13 protein-coding genes and 1 pseudogene are annotated in these 19,386 nt (G+C 62.9%); 11 read left to right on the top strand and 3 right to left on the bottom strand.

The window, feature by feature from the left end:
* Positions 1-4 precede the first annotated feature (4 nt).
* From plsY to rpmG, 8 genes and pseudogenes are all read left to right on the top strand, one after another.
* Complete coding sequence (gene plsY, locus SINAR_RS0116410; protein WP_028000106.1) at positions 5-610, top strand: glycerol-3-phosphate 1-O-acyltransferase PlsY; 606 nt, start codon at positions 5-7, stop codon at positions 608-610.
* Positions 610-1,760 (top strand): annotated as a pseudogene (gene dprA / locus SINAR_RS01000000133580) (DNA-processing protein DprA). Before plsY ends, dprA begins: the two are co-directional and overlap by 1 nt.
* A gap of 210 nt (positions 1,761-1,970) precedes the next feature.
* The gene (gene topA / locus SINAR_RS0116400) at positions 1,971-4,661 is read left to right on the top strand and encodes a type I DNA topoisomerase (RefSeq protein WP_028000105.1); all 2,691 of its coding nucleotides are present in this window, start codon (positions 1,971-1,973) and stop codon (positions 4,659-4,661) included.
* 2 nt (positions 4,662-4,663) lie between these two features.
* Positions 4,664-7,033 (top strand): ribonuclease R, encoded by a 2,370-nt coding sequence (gene rnr, locus SINAR_RS0116395; protein ID WP_028000104.1) that lies wholly within the window; start codon positions 4,664-4,666, stop codon positions 7,031-7,033.
* Between the two features lie 25 nt (positions 7,034-7,058).
* Positions 7,059-7,514, top strand: coding sequence for a DUF983 domain-containing protein (locus tag SINAR_RS0116390; protein WP_028000103.1), 456 nt, complete (start codon positions 7,059-7,061; stop codon positions 7,512-7,514).
* Positions 7,511-8,227, top strand: a complete 717-nt coding sequence (locus SINAR_RS0116385) for an NUDIX hydrolase (protein ID WP_028000102.1) — start codon at positions 7,511-7,513, stop codon at positions 8,225-8,227. Before SINAR_RS0116390 ends, SINAR_RS0116385 begins: the two co-directional genes overlap by 4 nt.
* Before the next feature lie 12 nt (positions 8,228-8,239).
* Positions 8,240-9,424, top strand: coding sequence for an MFS transporter (locus tag SINAR_RS0116380; RefSeq protein ID WP_028000101.1), 1,185 nt, complete (start codon positions 8,240-8,242; stop codon positions 9,422-9,424).
* A gap of 95 nt (positions 9,425-9,519) precedes the next feature.
* Positions 9,520-9,687, top strand: coding sequence for a 50S ribosomal protein L33 (rpmG, locus tag SINAR_RS0116375; RefSeq protein ID WP_028000100.1), 168 nt, complete (start codon positions 9,520-9,522; stop codon positions 9,685-9,687).
* A 503-nt stretch (positions 9,688-10,190) separates the two neighbouring features.
* Here rpmG and SINAR_RS0116370 read toward each other — a convergent pair.
* The gene (locus SINAR_RS0116370) at positions 10,191-11,558 is read right to left on the bottom strand and encodes a PleD family two-component system response regulator (protein ID WP_028000099.1); all 1,368 of its coding nucleotides are present in this window, start codon (positions 11,556-11,558) and stop codon (positions 10,191-10,193) included.
* A gap of 17 nt (positions 11,559-11,575) precedes the next feature.
* On the bottom strand, positions 11,576-11,947 hold the full coding sequence (locus SINAR_RS0116365) for a response regulator (protein ID WP_003537642.1): 372 nt from the start codon (positions 11,945-11,947) through the stop codon (positions 11,576-11,578).
* Positions 11,948-12,103: 156 nt separating this feature from the next.
* On the opposite strand from SINAR_RS0116365, the gene SINAR_RS0116360 reads away from it, so the two are divergent.
* The 3 genes from SINAR_RS0116360 to SINAR_RS0116350 all read left to right on the top strand — a co-directional run bounded on the left by SINAR_RS0116360 (position 12,104) and on the right by SINAR_RS0116350 (position 15,221).
* The gene (locus SINAR_RS0116360) at positions 12,104-12,373 is read left to right on the top strand and encodes a DUF3572 domain-containing protein (protein WP_028000098.1); all 270 of its coding nucleotides are present in this window, start codon (positions 12,104-12,106) and stop codon (positions 12,371-12,373) included.
* Between the two features lie 200 nt (positions 12,374-12,573).
* Positions 12,574-13,866: a DNA polymerase IV gene (locus SINAR_RS0116355; RefSeq protein ID WP_028000097.1), complete on the top strand. Its 1,293-nt coding sequence runs from the start codon at positions 12,574-12,576 to the stop codon at positions 13,864-13,866.
* Positions 13,867-13,994: 128 nt separating this feature from the next.
* Complete coding sequence (locus SINAR_RS0116350) at positions 13,995-15,221, top strand: L,D-transpeptidase family protein (protein ID WP_028000096.1); 1,227 nt, start codon at positions 13,995-13,997, stop codon at positions 15,219-15,221.
* Between the two features lie 111 nt (positions 15,222-15,332).
* Here SINAR_RS0116350 and dnaE read toward each other — a convergent pair whose 3' ends face one another.
* On the bottom strand, positions 15,333-18,827 hold the full coding sequence (gene dnaE / locus SINAR_RS0116345) for a DNA polymerase III subunit alpha (protein WP_028000095.1): 3,495 nt from the start codon (positions 18,825-18,827) through the stop codon (positions 15,333-15,335).
* Positions 18,828-19,386: the final 559 nt, after the last annotated feature.

The raw sequence follows: 19,386 nt of genomic DNA, 5'->3' as shown, positions 1-19,386 counted from the left end.
GGACATGTTTTCCTGGCAGCTGGGACTGCCTTCGACTATCGCATGCCTCGTTTTCGGTTATCTGCTCGGCTCGATCCCGTTCGGCCTCATTCTGACGCGGATGGCCGGCCTGGGTGACGTGCGTAAGATCGGCTCCGGCAATATCGGCGCGACCAATGTGCTGAGAACCGGCAACAGGAAGCTTGCTGCCACCACGCTGCTGCTGGATGCGCTGAAGGGCACGGCCGCCGCAGCGATCGCATCGATCTGGGGTGTGGAAGCCGGAATCGCCGCCGGCTTTGCCGCCTTTCTCGGTCACCTCTTTCCGGTCTGGCTTTCCTTCAGGGGCGGCAAGGGTGTCGCGACCTATATCGGCGTGTTGCTCGGCCTCGTGCCGGTGATGGTGCTCCTTTTTGCGGCCATCTGGCTGGCGGCGGCAAAGATCACCCGCTACTCCTCTCTTTCGGCGCTCGTCGCGACCGCGGCCATCCCCATTGCACTCTACGCAGCCGGCAACGGCAAAGTAGCCGTGCTCTTTGCGGTGATGACAGTCATCGCCTGGATCAAGCACCGCGCCAACATCCAGCGACTCCTGAGCGGCACCGAAAGCCGGATCGGAGAAAAGGGCTGATGCCACGAGGCGGCGCTCGAGAGACCGGGGTCGCACTGACCGAACGCCAGAAAATCGCATGGCTGCGGCTCATCCGCAGCGACAATGTCGGCCCCGCGACATTCCGGGATCTGATCACGCATTTCGGCAATGCAGAGGCGGCGCTCGAGGCGCTGCCGGAGCTCTCGCGCCGCGGCGGCGCGGACCGGCCCCTGCGTGTCGCCACGGTGGAGGACGCGGAGCGCGAACTCGAGGCCGCACACCGGTTCGGCGCCGTATTCGTGGGTATTGGCGAGCCCGATTATCCGGATGCGCTCAGGCAGATCGACGGCGCCCCGCCGCTTCTCGCGGCGAAGGGCAATTTGAAGACGACGGCCCCTCCCTCGCTTGGGATCGTCGGTTCACGCAATGCCTCGGTCAGCGGCGCGAAGTTCGCGGCCATGATCGCCCGCGACGCCGGAACTGCCGGATATGTCATCACGTCCGGGCTCGCCCGCGGCATCGACACCGCCGCGCACCGCGCCAGTCTGCGGACAGGCACGATCGCGTGCTCGCGGGCGGCCTCGACCGGCCGTACCCGCCGGAGAATATCGGCTTGCTGCAGGAAATCGTCTCCGGCGAGGGGCTGGCGATCAGCGAGATGCCGTTCGGCTGGGAGCCGCGAGCACGCGATTTTCCGCGACGGAACCGGCTTGTCGCGGGCATCAGCCTCGGTGTCGCGATCGTCGAAGCCGCGAACCGTTCGGGATCACTCATCACTGCGCGCTATGCCGCCGATTTCGGCCGGCTGGTCTTCGCCGTTCCCGGATCGCCTCTCGACCCGCGCTGCCACGGCACGAACGATCTCCTGAAACAGGGGGCGACCGTCACGACCTCCTCCGCCGACGTGATCGACGCGCTGGCGCCTCTCAGCCGCCGCGATCTTTTCTCGCGGCTGGACGCAAGCGAGCCGAGGCTCGATGAACCGCCATCGATGCCGCGGGCAGCGGACGATAGCGATCGCTCGCGCGTGCTCGAGGCTCTCGGACCGACGCCGGTCGAGATCGACGACCTCATCCGGCATACCGGGCTTGCCGCACCGCAGATCCATCTGGTGCTCGTCGAACTGGATCTTGCCGGTCAACTCTGCCGGCACGGGGGCAATCTCGTATCCCTCTCGAGCGCCGGATGAGGGCCAGGTTTTGCCGCCCCGCCGCGGCAAAGCCAATGCCGGGAAAGACGACCACCGGTTGAGCCGATTCGAATGTTGCCGCTTGGTTGCGCTCGGGCGCGATATAGCTATTTTCGATGAAACCCCTTGACCGCGCCCGAATCCCTGTCCATGTCGTGGCGTCGGTATTGGCGCGCAGGGTCGCCAAAACAATTGTCTCAGAGAATGTCGATGAATGTTGTAGTGGTGGAATCGCCTTCCAAGGCCAAGACGATCAACAAGTATCTGGGTCCCGGCTATAAGGTGCTTGCCTCATTCGGCCACGTGCGTGACCTGCCTGCCAAGGACGGATCGGTTCGCCCCGATGAAGACTTCGAAATGTCCTGGGAGGTCGATGGCGCTTCCGCCAAGCGGATGAAGGACATCGCCGACGCGGTGAAATCGTCCGACGGCCTCATTCTCGCGACCGACCCCGACCGCGAGGGCGAGGCGATTTCCTGGCATGTGCTCGACCTCCTCAGAAAGAAGAAGGTCCTCGGCGACAAGCCGGTCAGGCGCGTCGTCTTCAATGCGATCACCAAGAAGGCCGTTCTCGATGCGATGGCCGAACCGCGCGACATCGACGCGTCGCTGGTCGATGCATATCTCGCCCGCCGCGCCCTCGACTATCTCGTCGGCTTCAACCTTTCGCCCGTGCTCTGGCGCAAGCTGCCGGGCGCACGATCGGCGGGGCGCGTGCAATCAGTGGCGCTGCGCCTCGTCTGCGACCGCGAGGCGGAGATCGAGCGCTTCGTCGCGGAAGAATACTGGAACATCTCGGCGCTTCTGAAGACGCCCCGCGGCGACGAATTCGAGGCGCGGCTCGTTTCGGCGGACGGCAAGCGGCTGCCGCCGAGGGCGGTCGGAAATGGCGAGGAAGCCGACCGGCTGAAGACCCTGCTCGACGGCGCGAGCTACGTCGTCGAGGGCGTCGAGGCCAAACCGGTCAAACGCAACCCCTCCCCGCCCTTCACCACCTCGACGCTGCAACAGGCCGCCTCCTCGAAGCTCGGATTCTCCGCCTCCCGCACCATGCAGGTGGCACAGAAGCTCTATGAGGGTGTTGATATCGGCGGCGAAACCGTTGGTCTCATTACCTATATGCGTACGGACGGCGTGCAGATGGCCCCGGAAGCGATCGACGCCGCGCGCCGGGCGATCGGCAGCCAATTCGGCGAGCGCTATCTGCCGGAAAAGCCGCGCTTCTATTCCACCAAGGCAAAGAACGCTCAGGAAGCGCACGAGGCCATTCGCCCGACCGATTTCAACCGCACGCCCGACCAGGTCCGGCGTTTCCTCGATGGCGACATGCTGAAGCTCTACGATCTCGTCTGGAAGCGCGGCATCGCGAGCCAGATGGCATCCGCGGAGATCGAGCGTACCACCGCCGAGATCGTCGCCGACAATGCCGGCAAGAAGGCGGGCCTCCGGGCAACCGGTTCGGTCATCCGCTTCGACGGCTTCATCGCTGCCTATACGGACATGAAGGAAGACGGCGAGCAGGCGGAGGACGGTGACGAGGATGGCCGCCTTCCCGAAATCAACGCGCGCGAAAATCTCGCGAAGCAGAAAGTCAACGCCAGCCAGCACTTCACCGAGCCGCCGCCGCGCTATTCCGAAGCGACGCTGATCAAGAAGATGGAAGAGCTCGGTATCGGCCGCCCGTCCACCTACGCGGCCACTGTCACGACCCTCATCGACCGCGACTACGTGGAGATCGACAAGCGCAAGCTGGTGCCGCAGGCGAAGGGCCGCCTGGTCACGGCGTTCCTCGAAAGCTTCTTCACCCGCTATGTCGAATACGATTTCACGGCTTCGCTCGAGGAGAAGCTGGATCAGATTTCGGCCGGCGAACTGAATTGGAAGGACGTGCTGCGCGACTTCTGGAAGGACTTCTTCTCCCAGGTCGAGGACACCAAGGAACTGCGCGTCACCAACGTGCTCGATGCGCTCAACGAGGAACTGGCTCCGCTCGTCTTTCCGAAGCGGGAAGACGGCGGCGACCCGCGCACCTGTCAGGTCTGCGGCACCGGCAAACTGTCCCTGAAACTCGGCAAATACGGCGCTTTCGTCGGGTGCTCCAACTATCCGGAATGCAACTACACGCGCCAGCTCTCCTCCGACAGCAACGGTGACGCCGAAGCAGCCGCGTCGAACGAGCCGCAAAGCCTCGGCAAGGACCCGCATACCGGCGAGGAAATCACGCTGCGCAGCGGCCGCTTCGGCCCCTATGTCCAGCGCGGCGACGGCAAGGAGGCGAAACGCGCCAGCCTGCCGAAGGGCTGGACGCCGGCAACGATCGATCACGAGAAGGCTCTTGCCCTTCTCTCCCTGCCGCGCGACATCGGCCCGCATCCGGAAACCGGCAAGATGATCTCCACCGGCATCGGCCGCTATGGTCCCTTCGTGCTTCACGACGGGACCTATGCCAATCTCGAGTCGGTCGAGGACGTCTTCTCGATCGGTCTGAACCGCGCCATTTCCGTCCTTGCCGACAAGCAGTCCAAAGGGGCTGGCGGCGCGCGCGGCCGTACAGCCGCGGCAGCTCTCAAGGAGCTTGGGGAACATCCGGGCGGCGGCGCGATTACTGTTCGCGACGGGCGTTACGGACCCTATGTGAACTGGGGCAAGGTAAACGCCACGCTGCCGAGGGGTAAGGACCCGCAGTCCGTCACGGTCGAAGAGGCGCTTGCGCTGATCGCCGAACGCGAAGCCAAAGGCGGCGCGACGAAGGGCAAGGCGGCCAAGGGGAAATCGGCCAAGGGGAAATCGGCCGGAACGAAGACTGCCAAGACTGCGTCGGCCGGAACTGCGAAAGCAGAAAAGCCTAAGGCCGCAGCAAAGACTAAATCGAAGCCGGCCGCGAAGGCCAAAAAGGACTGATCTTGAGCAGGATCCCGCGCGACCCGACCGACACGCCCGCAAAGGGCGCAGGCAAAAAGAACGGCCGCGCGGCCCGCACGGCACCGGCCGGAGAAAGGGAGACGATCGTTCACGGCGTCGTTCCCTCTCGCGACGTGCTGATGCGCTTCATTGCCGAGAACCCGCAACACGCCTCGAAGCGCGAGATCGCCAAGGCGTTCGGCCTGAAGGGCGAGGCACGGGCAGAGCTCAAAGCGCTGCTGCGTTCGCTCGAGGAGGATGGGCTCGTCGAGAAAAAGCGCAAGTCGCTGGTCCGCCCCGGAGGGCTGCCGCCCGTCACCGTTCTGGACATCACCATTCGCGACATCGACGGCGACCTGATAGGCCGACCGGCCGAGTGGCTTGACGACGACGGCGTTGCGCCTGCAGTCCTGATCAAGCAATCAAGCGTCGCCAGAGCCAAGGGCAAGACGCCGGTGGGCGGCCTCGGCGACCGCGTGCTTGCGAAGATTTTCCCCTCCAAGGATCGCGGCGGCCCTGCCTATACCGCACGCATCATCAAGGTGCTCGACAAGCGCAAGGACGCGGTGCTCGGGGTCTTCCGCGCCACGCCCGGCGGCGGCGGCCGGCTGATGCCGATCGACAAGCGCGGCGAGGAGCTCCTCATCGATCCGGAATTCACCGGCGAGGCCAAGGAAGGCGATCTCGTCGAAGCGCACCTCTCGCGCATCGGCCGCTACGGTCTGCCGCGCGCGCAGGTGCAGAACGTCATCGGCTCGGTCGCTTCCGAAAAGGCGATCTCGATGATCGCGATCCATGCCCATGGCATCCCGCACGTCTTCCCGCAGCGGGTGCTGCAGGAGGCCGAAGCTGCGCGTCCCGCGACGATGGCGCATCGGGAGGACTGGCGCTCTCTGCCGCTCATCACCATAGACCCGGCAGACGCCAAGGATCACGACGACGCCGTCTATGCGGAGCCGGACCCGTCGCCGGACAATCCCGGCGGCGTCATCGTCACGGTCGCGATCGCCGACGTCTCGTGGTACGTCAGGGCGCGAACCGCACTCGACCTCGAGGCACTGAAACGCGGGAACTCGGTCTATTTCCCCGATCGGGTCGTGCCGATGCTGCCGGAGCGCATCTCCAACGACCTCTGCTCGCTGAAGGAGGGTGTCGACCGCCCGGCGCTCGCGGTCCGGATGCGTTTTTCCAAGGAAGGCCGCAAGGCGGGACACACGTTCCACCGCATCATGATGCGAAGCGCGGCCAAGCTCTCGTACCAACAGGCGCAGGCGGCGATCGACGGTGCTCCGGACGACAGGACCGCACCCATATTGGACACGATCCTCAAGCCGCTCTGGGACGCCTATCGTATCCTCACGCGCGGAAGGGAACGCCGTCAGCCGCTCGAACTCGACGTGCCGGAACGCAAGATCATTCTGAAGCCGGACGGAACCGTCGACCGGGTCTTCGTGCCGGATCGCCTCGACGCGCACAAGCTCATCGAAGAGATGATGATCCAGGCGAATGTCGCGGCGGCCGAGACGCTGGAGCAGAAACGTCAGATTCTGATCTATCGTGTCCACGATCAACCGTCGCTGGTCAAGCAGGAAAGCCTGCGTGAATTCCTGGCGACGCTCGACATCGCGCTTGCCAAGGGCGGCAACATGCGGGCGAACCATTTCAACGGCATCCTCGCCAAGGCAGACGGGAAGCCTTACGAGACGATCGTGAACCAGATGGTCCTGCGATCGCAAAGCCAGGCTATCTACAGCCCGGAAAATATCGGCCATTTCGGGCTGAACCTGCTGCGCTACGCCCATTTCACCTCGCCGATCCGGCGCTACGCGGATCTGATCGTGCATCGTGCGCTCGTTTCCGCGCTCGGGCTCGGCGAAGGCGGCATAACGCCCGAGGAAGAAGGCACCCTCGACGATATCGCCGCCGAAATCTCGACCTTCGAGCGGCGCGCGATGGCGGCGGAACGCGATACCGTCGACCGGCTGATCGCCCATCATCTGAACGGCCGTGTCGGCGAGGAGTTCGAAGGACGCGTTTCCGGCGTCACCAAGGCGGGACTATTTGTCACCCTCCCCTCCTATGGCGCCGACGGATTCATCCCTATATCTACCCTCGGGCGCGACTATTACATCTATGATGAGGCACATCAGGCCCTTTCCGGCGAGAAATCCGGACTGGGCTATCGTCTCGGGGACCCGGTGCAGGTCAAGCTCGCAGAAGCGGTGCCGCTGGCCGGTGCACTTCGCTTCGAGATGCTGAGCGAGGGACGAAAGATGCCAACGGCAATACGCTCCTTCCACAAAGCGGGACGCCGCGACCGGGCGGGAGCACGCAAACGGCCGGGAACGCGAGCGCCGCGCGGCAGGCACTGAACCACGGCCGGCACGAGGATTGGACATGAAGGCAACCGCGACAGACATGCTTCAGCTCGGCGGAGCGCAGGGCGACGAAAGGCCTGTCGGCCGCTCGATCAAGCGTGGCCTTTTCGGGACCTGCCCGGCCTGCGGCCGCGGCCGGTTGTTCCGCGCCTTTCTCAAATCGGTCGAAGCTTGCGATGCCTGCGGCGAGCGCATGGATCATCACCGAGCCGACGACTTCCCGCCCTATATCGTCGTCACGATCGTCGGCCACCTCGTGCTTGGCGGCTACATGATGACGGATCTCGTGCTGCCGCTTTCGACATGGCAGCATCTGGCGATTTGGGCGCCGGTGACGCTTGTCAGTTCGCTCGCCCTGATGCAGCCGGTCAAGGGCGCGGTCGTCGGGCTGCAATGGGCCTTGAGAATGCACGGCTTCGGCGGTCACGACGCCCAGCCCGAAGACATCCTTCCGCCGCGAGAGCCTTCGGCATGACACCGGAGCCGCTTGGCGGCCGCGCTTCCGCAGTCCAGGCCGAAGCGGACAATCATCCGACGGTCAGGACGCGCGACGCGGCCTCCATCATGCTTCTCGACAGATCGGGCAGGCACGTTCGCGTGTTGATGGGCAAACGTCACAGCGCCCATGTTTTCATGCCGGACCTGTACGTGTTTCCGGGTGGCCGCCGCGATCCCGGCGATCATCGCCTGAAATTTGCCGGGGATCTTCATCCGGCGGTTCTGCGGTCGCTCAGGGAGAACGAAGGGCGCGCGATCACGGAGGCACGCGCGCGGGCGCTCGCGCTTGCGGCCGCGCGGGAACTTTACGAAGAAGCCGGCGTCAGTCTCGGACGGGCGCATAAGCGGCAAGAGGCGGCGCTCCCTTTTCTTCCCGATCTTTCCAACTTGCGCTATATGGCTCGGGCCATTACTCCTCCGGGACTGCCGAGGCGATTTGACACCCGGTTCTTTGCCGTTTTCGCGGACGAGGCGGAGATCGATCCCTCACTGGTGCTGGAAAGCCAGGAACTTCAGGATTTGCAATGGATCGATGTGAACGACTTTTCCTCGCTTCGCGTCCCGGAGATCACCGCGATCATTCTCTCGGATCTGAGAACCGGCCTCGAATCGGAGCCTTCGCTTCCTCCTGAAAGAACCGTTCCGTTTTACTTTACGCGCCATGGGCGCTTTCATCGCACGCTTCTCTGAGGGCCCTGTCGCATGTCGAAGCCGCCGCCCGGTACGTCAGCACCGGTTGACGAAATCCACTGGCCTTCATTGATCGCGGCGCTTGCGTCGATCACCGCCGTCGGCATCGCGATCGGTTTGGGCCTCCCGCTGCTGAGCGTTATCATGGAGAAGCGCGGCATCGCGCCCACGCTGAACGGGCTGAACGCCGCCATGGCCGGTCTGGCATCGATGGCCGCCGCGCCATTCACAATGAAATTCGCCCATCGCCACGGCGTCGCTCCGACCATGCTTCTGGCTATCATGTTTGCGGCGGCGAGTTCGCTCGGGTTCTACTATCTCACGAATTTCTGGCTCTGGTTTCCCCTGCGCATCGTCTTTCACGGCGCAATCACGGTCCTTTTCATTCTTTCGGAGTTCTGGATCAACGCCACCGCGCCGCCCAACCGGCGCGGCTTCGTACTCGGGATCTACGGAACCGTGCTCTCGCTCGGCTTTGCGAGCGGTCCCCTGCTCTTTTCGATCCTGGGCAGCGAAGGCCTCCTGCCCTTCGCCGTCGGCGCGGGCGTCATACTCCTTTCGGCGATCCCGATCTTTCTCGCGCGCAATGAAAGTCCGCTACTTAACGAAAAGCCCAAACGCCATTTCATGCGTTATGTCCTGCTGGTGCCGACCGCGACGGCCGCCGTCTTTATTTTCGGCGCGGTCGAATATGGCGGGCTCTCCCTGTTTCCAATCTTCGGGACACGAGCGGGTTTCAGCGAATCGCAGGCAGCCCTGCTGCTGACGGTCATGGGTATCGGCAATTTCATCTTCCAGATCCCGCTCGGCATGCTTTCCGACCGCGTGAAGGACCGCCGTACGATCCTGTCTGCTCTGACGCTGATCGGCCTCATAGGCGCTCTGTTCCTGCCGATGCTGGTCGAAAATTGGTTTCTGATGGCGCTTGTGCTTCTGTTTTGGGGCGGGTGCGTCTCAGGTCTCTATACGGTCGGCCTCAGCCACCTCGGCTCCCGCCTTCAGGGAGCCGACCTCGCCGCCGCAAATGCCGCCTTCGTGTTCTCCTACGCCGTCGGCACTGTGGCCGGGCCGCAGGTGATCGGCGCGGCAATGGACGTGACGGGCAATAACGGCTTCGCCTGGGCAATCGCAGGCTTCTTCGGGCTTTATGTCGTACTTTCCCTGGTCCGCATCGTTTTGAAACCAAAACGGTCTTGACTTTTCGGTCGCGATTTGTAGTTTCGCGCCAACCTTGACCGTGGCCCGCAACCGGTTGTCCACGGCTTTCATTTTTTCATAAAGGCAGGACGACCATGGCGAAAGCTACCACCATCAAGATCAAGCTGCTGTCGACGGCCGACACGGGTTACTTCTACGTCACCACGAAGAACAGCCGCACGATGACGGATAAGATGACGAAGACGAAATACGATCCGATCGCAAAGAAGCACGTCGAATTCAAGGAAGCCAAGATCAAGTAAGATCGCCGCTTTCTTCGGTCGAGGAGCGCCGCCCCCCGGGCCGGCGCTTTTTCTTTGCGCGTTTTCCTGCAGCTGATCCTGAACGGATCGGGCAAAAGAAAACGCCGCCTCCTTCGAAGCGGCGCTTTCGAATGGGGGTCGGCTGGTTCCGGCTGCGGCACGAGGAATCCGCGAATCCGAGGCCAGCCGACCGACCCCACGACCCAGGAGATGCGGCGGACCTGAGCATCATGGGGTAACCGATTGCTGTGGAAGTTTCCTTCCTCGCTTATCAGCATTGCCTGAAACTAAAAAAAAATCAATGAATTCTTAATCGCGACACAGGATTGCTCGGCGTTTGGTTAATTCTGTATCAGATTCGGACAGTCTCCGGGCCGGCGGCCCGCGGATGTGCCGCGTCCTGGCACCGGCTACGCCAGGGAGAATACAACCCAGGGCGCAACAGGCAAGATCCTTCCCGACGGCTCCGCGAGGCGGCTCATGAGGCATCGGCCTACGGCGGATCAGGCCGCGGCAGCGACCACCCGATTCCGTCCGCCGTTCTTCGCCTGATAAAGCGCCATGTCGGCCCGTTTCAGCAAGGCCTCGGCCGTATCACCCTCCGGCCTCAGGCTCGCTATGCCGAACGACGCCGTGACGCTCAGGACCGCCGCGGCCTGCGGAATGTCGAATCCACGGCTTTCAACCGCCAGTCGAAGCCTCTCCGCAACGATGGCCGCCATCTCGGGCGTCGTATCCGGCATGACGACGACGAACTCCTCTCCGCCGAAACGGCAGGCAAGGTCCGCTCCGCGCACCGTCGCTCGAATGCGGTTGGCGAATTCCCGCAGCACCTCGTCGCCGGCGTCATGGCCAAAGGTATCGTTCACACGCTTGAACCGGTCGATATCGGTAATGCAGATCGACAGCGGCCGGCCCCGGGCCGTCGCGCGATCGACCAGGAGCTTCAGATGGTTTTCCAGATAGCGTCTGTTGTGGAGGCCCGTGAGATCATCGGTCACGGCCAGTTCGATCATCTGCTGGACGCTCGCGCGCAGGCGGTCGTTGCAGTGCTTGCGCCGGATCTGCGTGAGCGACCGGGCGACCAGTTCGTTTGGATCGACGGGGCGCATGATGTAGTCCGTCACGCCCAGTTCGAGTGCGCGAACGATCATCTCGTCCTTCCCCTGTTCGGTGACGAGCAGGATCGGAATGAAGCGCGTTCGTTCGAGCGAGCGCAGTTGCGAACACAGACGCAGCGGATCGTAGTCGTCGAAGTTCGCGTTGACTATCACCAGATCGAAACTGCTCTCGGCCGCCTCGAACAAAGCGGCCTGCGGGTCCGATATGACGGCGACATCGGCGATCGGCTTCAGAGCGCGCGTGAGCCGCTCCTGTGAGGAAGCGCGGCCATCGACCAGGAGGATGTTGCCGGGCTCGTCCGGCCGGTCGGGGCGCGTCAGTTCCTGCAGCCCGATCGTGTGGGCCGTCTGGGCTCTGAGACGCAGCTCATCGCTGACGTTCTTCAAGCGCACGAGGCTCTTCACGCGCGACATGAGCTGCAGATCGTTGACCGGCTTGGTCAGGAAATCGTCCGCACCGGCCTTCAACCCGCGCACACGATCGGACGGCTGGTCGAGCGCCGTTATCATCACGACGGGAATATGCGCCGTACGGCTGTTCGCCTTCAGCCTTTCGCAGACTGCGAAACCGTCCATCCCCGGCATCATGATATCGAGCAGGACGAGGTCGACGGGCGTCTTTTCGCATATCGCCAATGCTGCCTGCCCGTCCCCCGCCGTGAGCACGTCGAAATATTCGGCCACCAGCCGCGCTTCCAGGAGCTTCACATTGGCTGGTACGTCATCGACAACGAGGATCCGCGCAGTCATATCGATCTTTCCGGCAGTCAGGCATCGCCCAAATAAGTTTTGATCGTCTCAATGAATTTCGGAACGGAAATCGGTTTGGAAACATAGGCTTCGCATCCCCCTTGGCGGATGCGCTCCTCATCGCCCTTCATGGCAAAAGCGGTGACGGCAATAACCGGGATCACATGCAGCTCGTCATCCTCCTTGAGCCATTTCGTCACCTCGAGGCCGGAAACCTCCGGCAACTGGATGTCCATCAGAATCAGGTCCGGCCGGTGCTTGCGCGCGAGTTCAAGCGCTTCCATGCCGTTGCGCGTCTGGATCGTCGCGTAGCCCGAAGCCTCAATCAGGTCACGGAAGAGCTTCATGTTCAGCTCGTTATCCTCAACAATCATCACCTGTTTGGGCATGTCGATCCCTTGTTGTCTGCCGCTGCCTTGCAAGCCCGCTGGAGAGATATAGGTTGCATGAACGGCGACTCGACCCATTTCATCGATCGCCAGGCTAGCGCGATTTGGTTGAAAAATAGGTAATTGCTGCCGGCAACCGGGAAGAGAGCGGATATCATGAAAAGCGCTGACGATACGGCGATAGCTATCCTCACCTGGCTCGCAGACGAGCCCGAGCTGATGTCGCGCTTTCTGGCGCTCACCGGCACGGATCCTGCCTCTCTGCGTCGCGCGATCGGCGAACCGGGCTTCATGGGCGGCCTTGTTGCATTTCTGATGGAGCACGAGCCCACGCTGATGGCCTTCTGCAATGACACGCAAACATCGCCGGAAGAGGTCGTCCGGGCGCACCATATCTTCTCCGGACCGCGCGAGTTCGACGACTGATGAACGTGGCCGGAACGCTGCTGCAGCAGCATGGAGCAACACGACCGGCGGAGCGCCTCACGCGGGGCGAAGAGCGCATCCCAATGTCCAGCCGACGCCCGCTCGAATTTCACAGCGATATCCAAAACAGCCTCCAGCCGCCGCCTTGAGACTCAGCAGCGTAGAGCGTAAAGTCGCCGCGTTCAACATTTGTTCCGGATATGACCGACAGCGCCGTCCCACCCTCCGGCTTCTGCCGTGATTGCCTCGAGGAGCAAGCCGTCCAGACGAGGCGGTGCCGTTCCTGCGGCAGTCCCCGGCTCCTTCGCCATTCCGAGCTCTACCGGTTGACCCTGGCGCATATCGACTGCGATGCCTTCTATGCGTCGGTCGAAAAGCGCGACAATCCGGAGCTCGCCGACAAGCCGGTCATCATCGGCGGCGGAAAGCGCGGCGTTGTCTCCACGGCCTGCTATATAGCCCGCATTCATGGCGTGCGCTCCGCAATGCCGATGTTCAAGGCGCTCGAAGCGTGCCCGCAGGCAGTCGTGATCAAGCCCGACATGGAGAAATATGTGCGGGTCGGCCGCGAGGTCAGAGCGATGATGCTGGAGTTGACGCCACTCGTGCAGCCGCTGTCGATCGACGAGGCCTTTCTCGATCTGAGCGGCACCGAACGGCTCCACCACGATCCGCCCTCCCGGACGCTTGCCCGCTTCGCCAAGCGGGTGGAGAAGGAGATCGGCATCACGGTCTCCGTTGGGCTGTCCTATTGCAAATTCCTGGCCAAGGTCGCCTCTGATCTTCAGAAGCCGCGCGGCTTCTCCATCATCGGCCAAGCTGAAGCCGTGGACTTTCTGAGAGACAAGCCCGTCACGCTCATCTGGGGCGTCGGCAAGACTTTTGCCGGCACGCTCGAAAGGGACGGAATCCGCACCATCGGGCAACTCCAGACGATGGAGGAGCCGGACCTCATGCGCCGCTACGGCACGATGGGCCAGCGGCTCTACAGGCTTTCGCGCGGCCTGGACGAAAGAGTCGTGGAGATCGAAGGCGAAGCGAAGAGCGTCTCCTCCGAGACGACCTTCAACGACGACCTGACGCGTCAGGAGGATCTCGTAGCGCATTTGAGGCGCCTTAGCGAACAGGTGGCGTTCCGCTTGCGAAAATCCGCGCTCGCCGGACAGACGGTGGTGCTGAAGCTCAAGACCGCGGACTTCAAAACCCGCACGCGCAACCGCCGGCTGGAAAGCCCCACCCGCCTTGCCGACCGCATCTTCCGCACCGGCGTGCAACTGCTGGAGAAGGAGGTCGACGGGACGAAATACAGGCTGATCGGGATCGGCGTCAGCGATCTGGTCGATCCCGACCTCGCCGACCCGCCCGATCTGGTGGATCCGCTGGCCTCCCGGCGGGCCGCCGCCGAAGACGCGGTCAACAGGCTGCGCGACAAATTCGGCAAGACGAGCGTCGAGACCGGCTATACCTTCGGCCAGCGGCGACGCGACCGGTAGAATTCGTAAACCTCTGCGCGCCGGATGGCCTCCCGTCCCGCATGGGGCAATTCCTTAAATATTGAACGATAACCTCGTTGCACGGCACCGTGCTTGCGGTGCAGCCATTGTCTGAACGAGGGTAAGTGTTGCGTTTCGCTCTCCGGATGGGATTTGCGGTTTTCGTCATGGCGTCGCCTTCCGCGCTTGCGGCCGGCGCCAAGGCACCGTTGCAGATCGTCGTGTCGAGGGAGCAGCAATCCCTCGTCGTCTATAATGGCGACGCGGTCGTTGCCACGTCGAAAGTGTCCACCGGCAAATCCGGACACGCGACGCCGACGGGCATCTTTTCGATAATCGAGAAGCGCCGGCGCCACGAGTCGAACATCTACTCGAACGCGCCTATGCCTTTCATGCAGCGGCTCACCTGGTCCGGCATCGCACTGCACGGCTCAAATCATGTGCCGGGTTACCCCGCTTCGCACGGTTGCGTGCGGCTGCCTACCAAATTCGCGGCGAGCCTCTTCAAGATGACGGGCTACGGCATGCATGTGGTGATATCGGACCGGCAGATCGCGCCCGTCGAGGTCGCGAGCGAGACGCTGTTCCAGCCGAACGAATCGCGGCGGCATGGGCCGGCCCTGTCGGACGTCCCCCTGCGGCCGGCAATCGGAGAGCTCAACCAGAGCGCAGTCGAAGTGGCAATGACCGAAAGGCGCCCCCTGCCCGTTACCTCCGAAGACGAGAAGGCCCCGATACGCATCCTGATTACCCGTCGCGGCACGCAAGAGATGGTGCGCGACCTCCAGACGCTCCTCAACATGCTCGGCTACGCTGCCGGCCCGCCGGATGGTTTCAACGGTCCGTCGACGGCCGCCGCGATCGAGGCGTTTCAAAGGGCCGAAGGACTGCCCGTCGAAGGCAGGATAACGCCGGAACTGATCGACACGGTCTATCGCAGGGCCGGCCGCAGCATGCCGTCCAATGGCGTGCTGCGCGTGCGCCGGCAATTCGAGCCGCTTTTCGAGTCCGAAGTCGTGATCGCAGACCCGGAGGCGGCGCTTGGAACGCATTTGCTGCAGTTCCAGGACCTCGACACGAAAACAGGACGGGGCAAGTGGTTCGGCATGTCGCTGGATAACGATCTGCCGAAAGCGACGAAGAAGCGTCTCGGCATCACGGCCGAGAGAGAGTCTGCCGGGTTCGGCTCGCTCGAGCGGACACTGAGCCGCATCACCGTACCCAAAGACGTCCGCGAGCGCATCGCCAGCCTCCTTGCCAACGGCTCGTCGCTCTCGATCACCGATGCCGAGGCGGGACTGGAGACGGGCAAGGGAACGGATTTCATCACCGTTACGAGGGAGCCGCGCAGATGAGGGAATGGGGTGATTTCCGCACCTCGGTTTGCCTGTTATTCCCCTGTCGAAATCTTCTCTCCGCGAGCGGGGAGAAGGAGAGCCGCAGCGAGCCCTTTTCCAAAAAGTGCTCTATACCAGCTCGACGTCAACGACCCCGGGTGCCGAGCGAAGAGCTGCGGCGATCTCGGGGGAGATGCGGTATTTCTCGTTGAGTTCGACTTCGATCTCCCGCTGCCCATTGTCCTTGATGACAATAAAGGAAACCAGGCCGTCACCCCTGGCGTTCAGATGCGAGGCGATGGAGCGCAGCGGCCCGCAGTCGCGCACATAGACCCGCAGCGCCTTTTGCATCTGCAGCGATTCCTCTTCCAGGGAACGCAGGGTGCGGATACGCAGCCCGATACCTTCCGGCCGCTCTTCGGCGTCGACCGTCATCACCAGCGATTTGCCGGGCTCCAGAAGATCGCGATACTGGTTCAGCATTTCGGAGAACAGGACGGCCTCGAACTGGCCAGACGCGTCCGAAAAGGCGACGATCCCCATCTTGTTGCCGGTGCGCGTCTTGCGCTCCTGCTTCGACGTGACCGTCCCGGCGAGGCGGCCGGCGGTCGCTCCCTTCTTCACGGCGCCCGAAAAATCGGCGAATGTCTGCACGCGCATCTTCGCCAGGAGATTGTTGTAGGTGTCGAGCGGATGGGCGGACAGATAGAAGCCCAGCACCTGGAACTCGCGATGCAGCTTCTCCGAGGCGAGCCACGGCGTATAGGACGGCAGTGCGATCTTCTCGGGCCCCGTCGCAGCGCCGGCGCCGAACATGTCGCTCTGGCCGCTCACTTTGTTTTCCTGGGCGCGCTGCGCAAAACCGAGGATTCGGTCAAGGCCGCCGATGAGTTCCGCCCGGTCGTAGCCGAAGCAGTCGAAGGCACCGGCGGCGATGAGACTCTCGAAGACGCGCCGGTTCAAAAGCTTCGGATCGATCCTAAGGCAGAAATCCTCGAGACTTGCAAAGGGGCTGTCACCACGTACCGCGACGATGTGGTCGACGGCCGACTCGCCGACGCCCTTCAGAGCGGCGAGCGAGTAATAGATGCGGTTGTCGCCGGTTTCGAAATGGCGGTGTGAGGTCTGAACCGATGGCGCGATCACCTGAATGCCGAGGCGCATCGCGTCCTGGCGAAAATCGTTGATCTTTTCCGTGTTCGACATGTCGAGCGTCATCGACGCCGCGAGGAACTCGACCGGATAATGCGCCTTCATATAGGCGGTCTGGTAGGAGACGATGGCGTAGGCAGCCGCATGCGACTTGTTGAAGCCGTAATTGGCGAACTTGGCGAGAAGATCGAAGATCAGATCGGCCTGCGGCTTGGAGACGCCATTCTTGACGGCACCATCAACGAAGCGGGCGCGTTGCTTGTCCATCTCCTCCTTGATCTTCTTGCCCATGGCGCGGCGCAGGAGGTCGGCTTCGCCGAGGGAGTAGCCCGAGAGCACCTGGGCGATCTGCATCACCTGCTCCTGGTAGACAATGACGCCCTGTGTCTCCTTGAGCAGATAATCGATCTTCGGATGGATAGATTCGATCTCTTCCTCGCCATGCTTGCGAGCGTTGTAGACCGGGATGTTCTCCATCGGTCCCGGGCGATAGAGCGCCACGAGCGCGATGATGTCCTCTATGCAGTCCGGACGCATGCCGATCAGGGCCTTGCGCATGCCGGCACTTTCCACCTGGAACACGCCGACCGTCTCGCCGCGCGAAAGGGTCTCGTAGGTCTTCGGGTCGTCGAGCGGAATGCTTGCGAGATCGATATGAATGCCGCGCTTTGCGACAAAGTCGACGGCCGTCTTCAGGACCGTCAGCGTCTTCAGGCCAAGGAAATCGAACTTTACGAGACCTGCCTGCTCGACCCATTTCATGTTGAACTGGGTCACCGGCATGTCGGAGCGCGGATCGCGGTACATCGGCACAAGCTGCGAGAGCGGCCGGTCGCCGATGACGATGCCGGCCGCATGCGTCGAAGCGTGGCGGTAAAGCCCTTCGATCTTCTGAGCAATGTCGAGGAGGCGGGCGACGACCGGCTCCTTCTCCGCCTCTTCCTGCAGGCGCGGTTCCTCCTCGACCGCCTTGGAAAGCGGCGTCGGGTTGGCGGGATTGTTCGGCACAAGCTTGCAGATCTTGTCGACCTGCCCATAGGGCATTTCCAGGACACGGCCGACATCGCGCAGTGCCGCTCGCGCCTGCAGCGATCCGAAGGTGATGATCTGCGCCACCTGCTCACGCCCGTATTTCTGCTGCACGTAACGGATGACCTCCTCGCGCCGGTCCTGGCAGAAGTCGATGTCGAAATCGGGCATCGAGACGCGTTCCGGGTTGAGGAAGCGCTCGAACAGCAGCGAGAAGCGCATCGGATCGACGTCCGTGATCGTCAGGGCATAGGCAACAAGTGAGCCGGCGCCCGAGCCGCGGCCCGGCCCGACGGGGATGTCATGCTGCTTGGCCCATTTGATGAAGTCCGCAACGATGAGGAAGTAGCCCGGAAACTTCATCCGCTCGATAACGCCGAGTTCGAAAGCCAGCCGCTCCCGGTAGTCTTCCTCCTTGTAGCCGGGCGCCATGCCAAGCTTGGCGAGGCGGCCCTCCAGCCCCTCCTCCGCCTGCCGGCGCAGTTCCGCCGCCTCGGCGCGTTCGGCCTCCTCCGGATCATCCGAAGCGCCGGTAAAGCGCGGCAGGATCGGCCCGCGGGTCTTCAACATGAACGAGCAGCGCCGCGCGATCTCGATCGTGTTCTCCAAGGCCTCGGGCAGGTCCGCGAAAAGCGCTGCCATCTCCTTTCGGCTCTTCAAATAGTGGTCCGGGGTCAGACGGAAACGGCTGTCGTCGGAGACCATCGCATTGTGGGCGACGGCCATCAGCGCATCGTGGGCATCGTAGTCGGAAGGCGACGGGAAAAACGCCTCGTTGGTGGCGACGAGCGGAACGTCGAACCGGTAGGCAAGGTCGATCATGCGGCTTTCGTGACGCCGGTCGTAGTTCCCGTGCCGCTGCAGCTCGACATAGAGACGATCGCCGAAAAGCTCGATCAAGGCTTTCAGGCGCGCCTCTGCCTGAGCAGGCGAGCCCGACTTCAGTGCCATGTCGACAGGGCCCGCCCCCGCACCCGTGAGGGCGATCAGGCCGGATGTACTGCCTGCAGCGAGCCAGGAGCGGCTTATCCGCACCTGCTGATGGCCCTCGCCTGCAAGATAGGCGCGGCTAACGAGCTCTACGAGGCGGGCGTAACCGTCATCGGTCGCCGCGATCAGCACGATCGAGGGAAGCTTCACGAATTGATGCGCGTGCCCGCGCCGCTCGCCTTCCGCCTCGTCCTCCATGTCGATCGAGAGTTGGCAGCCGATGATCGGCTGCAGTCCGTCGCCGGCGGCCTTCTGCGAGAATTCGAGCGCCGCGAAGAGGTTGTTGGTGTCGGCTATGCCGATCGCCGGCTGATCGTCGGCGACCGCCTTGCCGATGATCTTCTTCAGGGGCAAGGCGCCTTCCAGCAACGAATAGGCGGAATGCACGCGCAGGTGAACAAACTGCGGATCCGCTGCCCCTGTGCCCTGTCCGTTACCCTGGTTGCCTGTCATCGCCGCACTCCGATTCTCGTCCGGCGTCGAGGATATCCCGTTTCCCGTCCCGGCTGTCCAGTCTCAAGGGCGGCATGAAGGGGTTTTTGCCCCCGCGTTGGTGCTTCTTGCTGCACATGCATAGGACGCGGGGGACGTCGATTGAGTGTCGGTCACAAGCCGAGAGCGATTACAGAAATGCTCGCGATGAAAAGGCTCATCGAGGCGAAGGCAGCAAGATCACGTATGAAATCAGCCATAACTTGTCTCCTTTCCGCTATTGTTCTCTTTTTGTTCCATTTCTGTTCGATAGTCAAGGAAGACTGCATGGAAGACCCGCTATTCACTGGCTATGGTTAACGCGCGCCCCGACGGCCCCGCACATCGCGCAGGCTTTGCGGGCGGGCGGCGCCCGCCGAACGACATGTCGGGATGGCAGGCCCGTGCGGTGAGCACTGGTCTGGTTCAGGCCGAGGCTGTATCGCGCGCTGCGGCGGACGAAGCAGCGCCATTCCAGGAAAGGCGCGGAGCGGTTCCGTCGGGAAATGCGAATAGGGCGTTTCCGCGATTCGAGAAAAGC

It is taken from the genome of Sinorhizobium arboris LMG 14919, from assembly GCF_000427465.1.
Classification (GTDB): domain Bacteria; phylum Pseudomonadota; class Alphaproteobacteria; order Rhizobiales; family Rhizobiaceae; genus Sinorhizobium; species Sinorhizobium arboris.
This window is presented reverse-complemented; position numbering and strand designations above follow the sequence as displayed.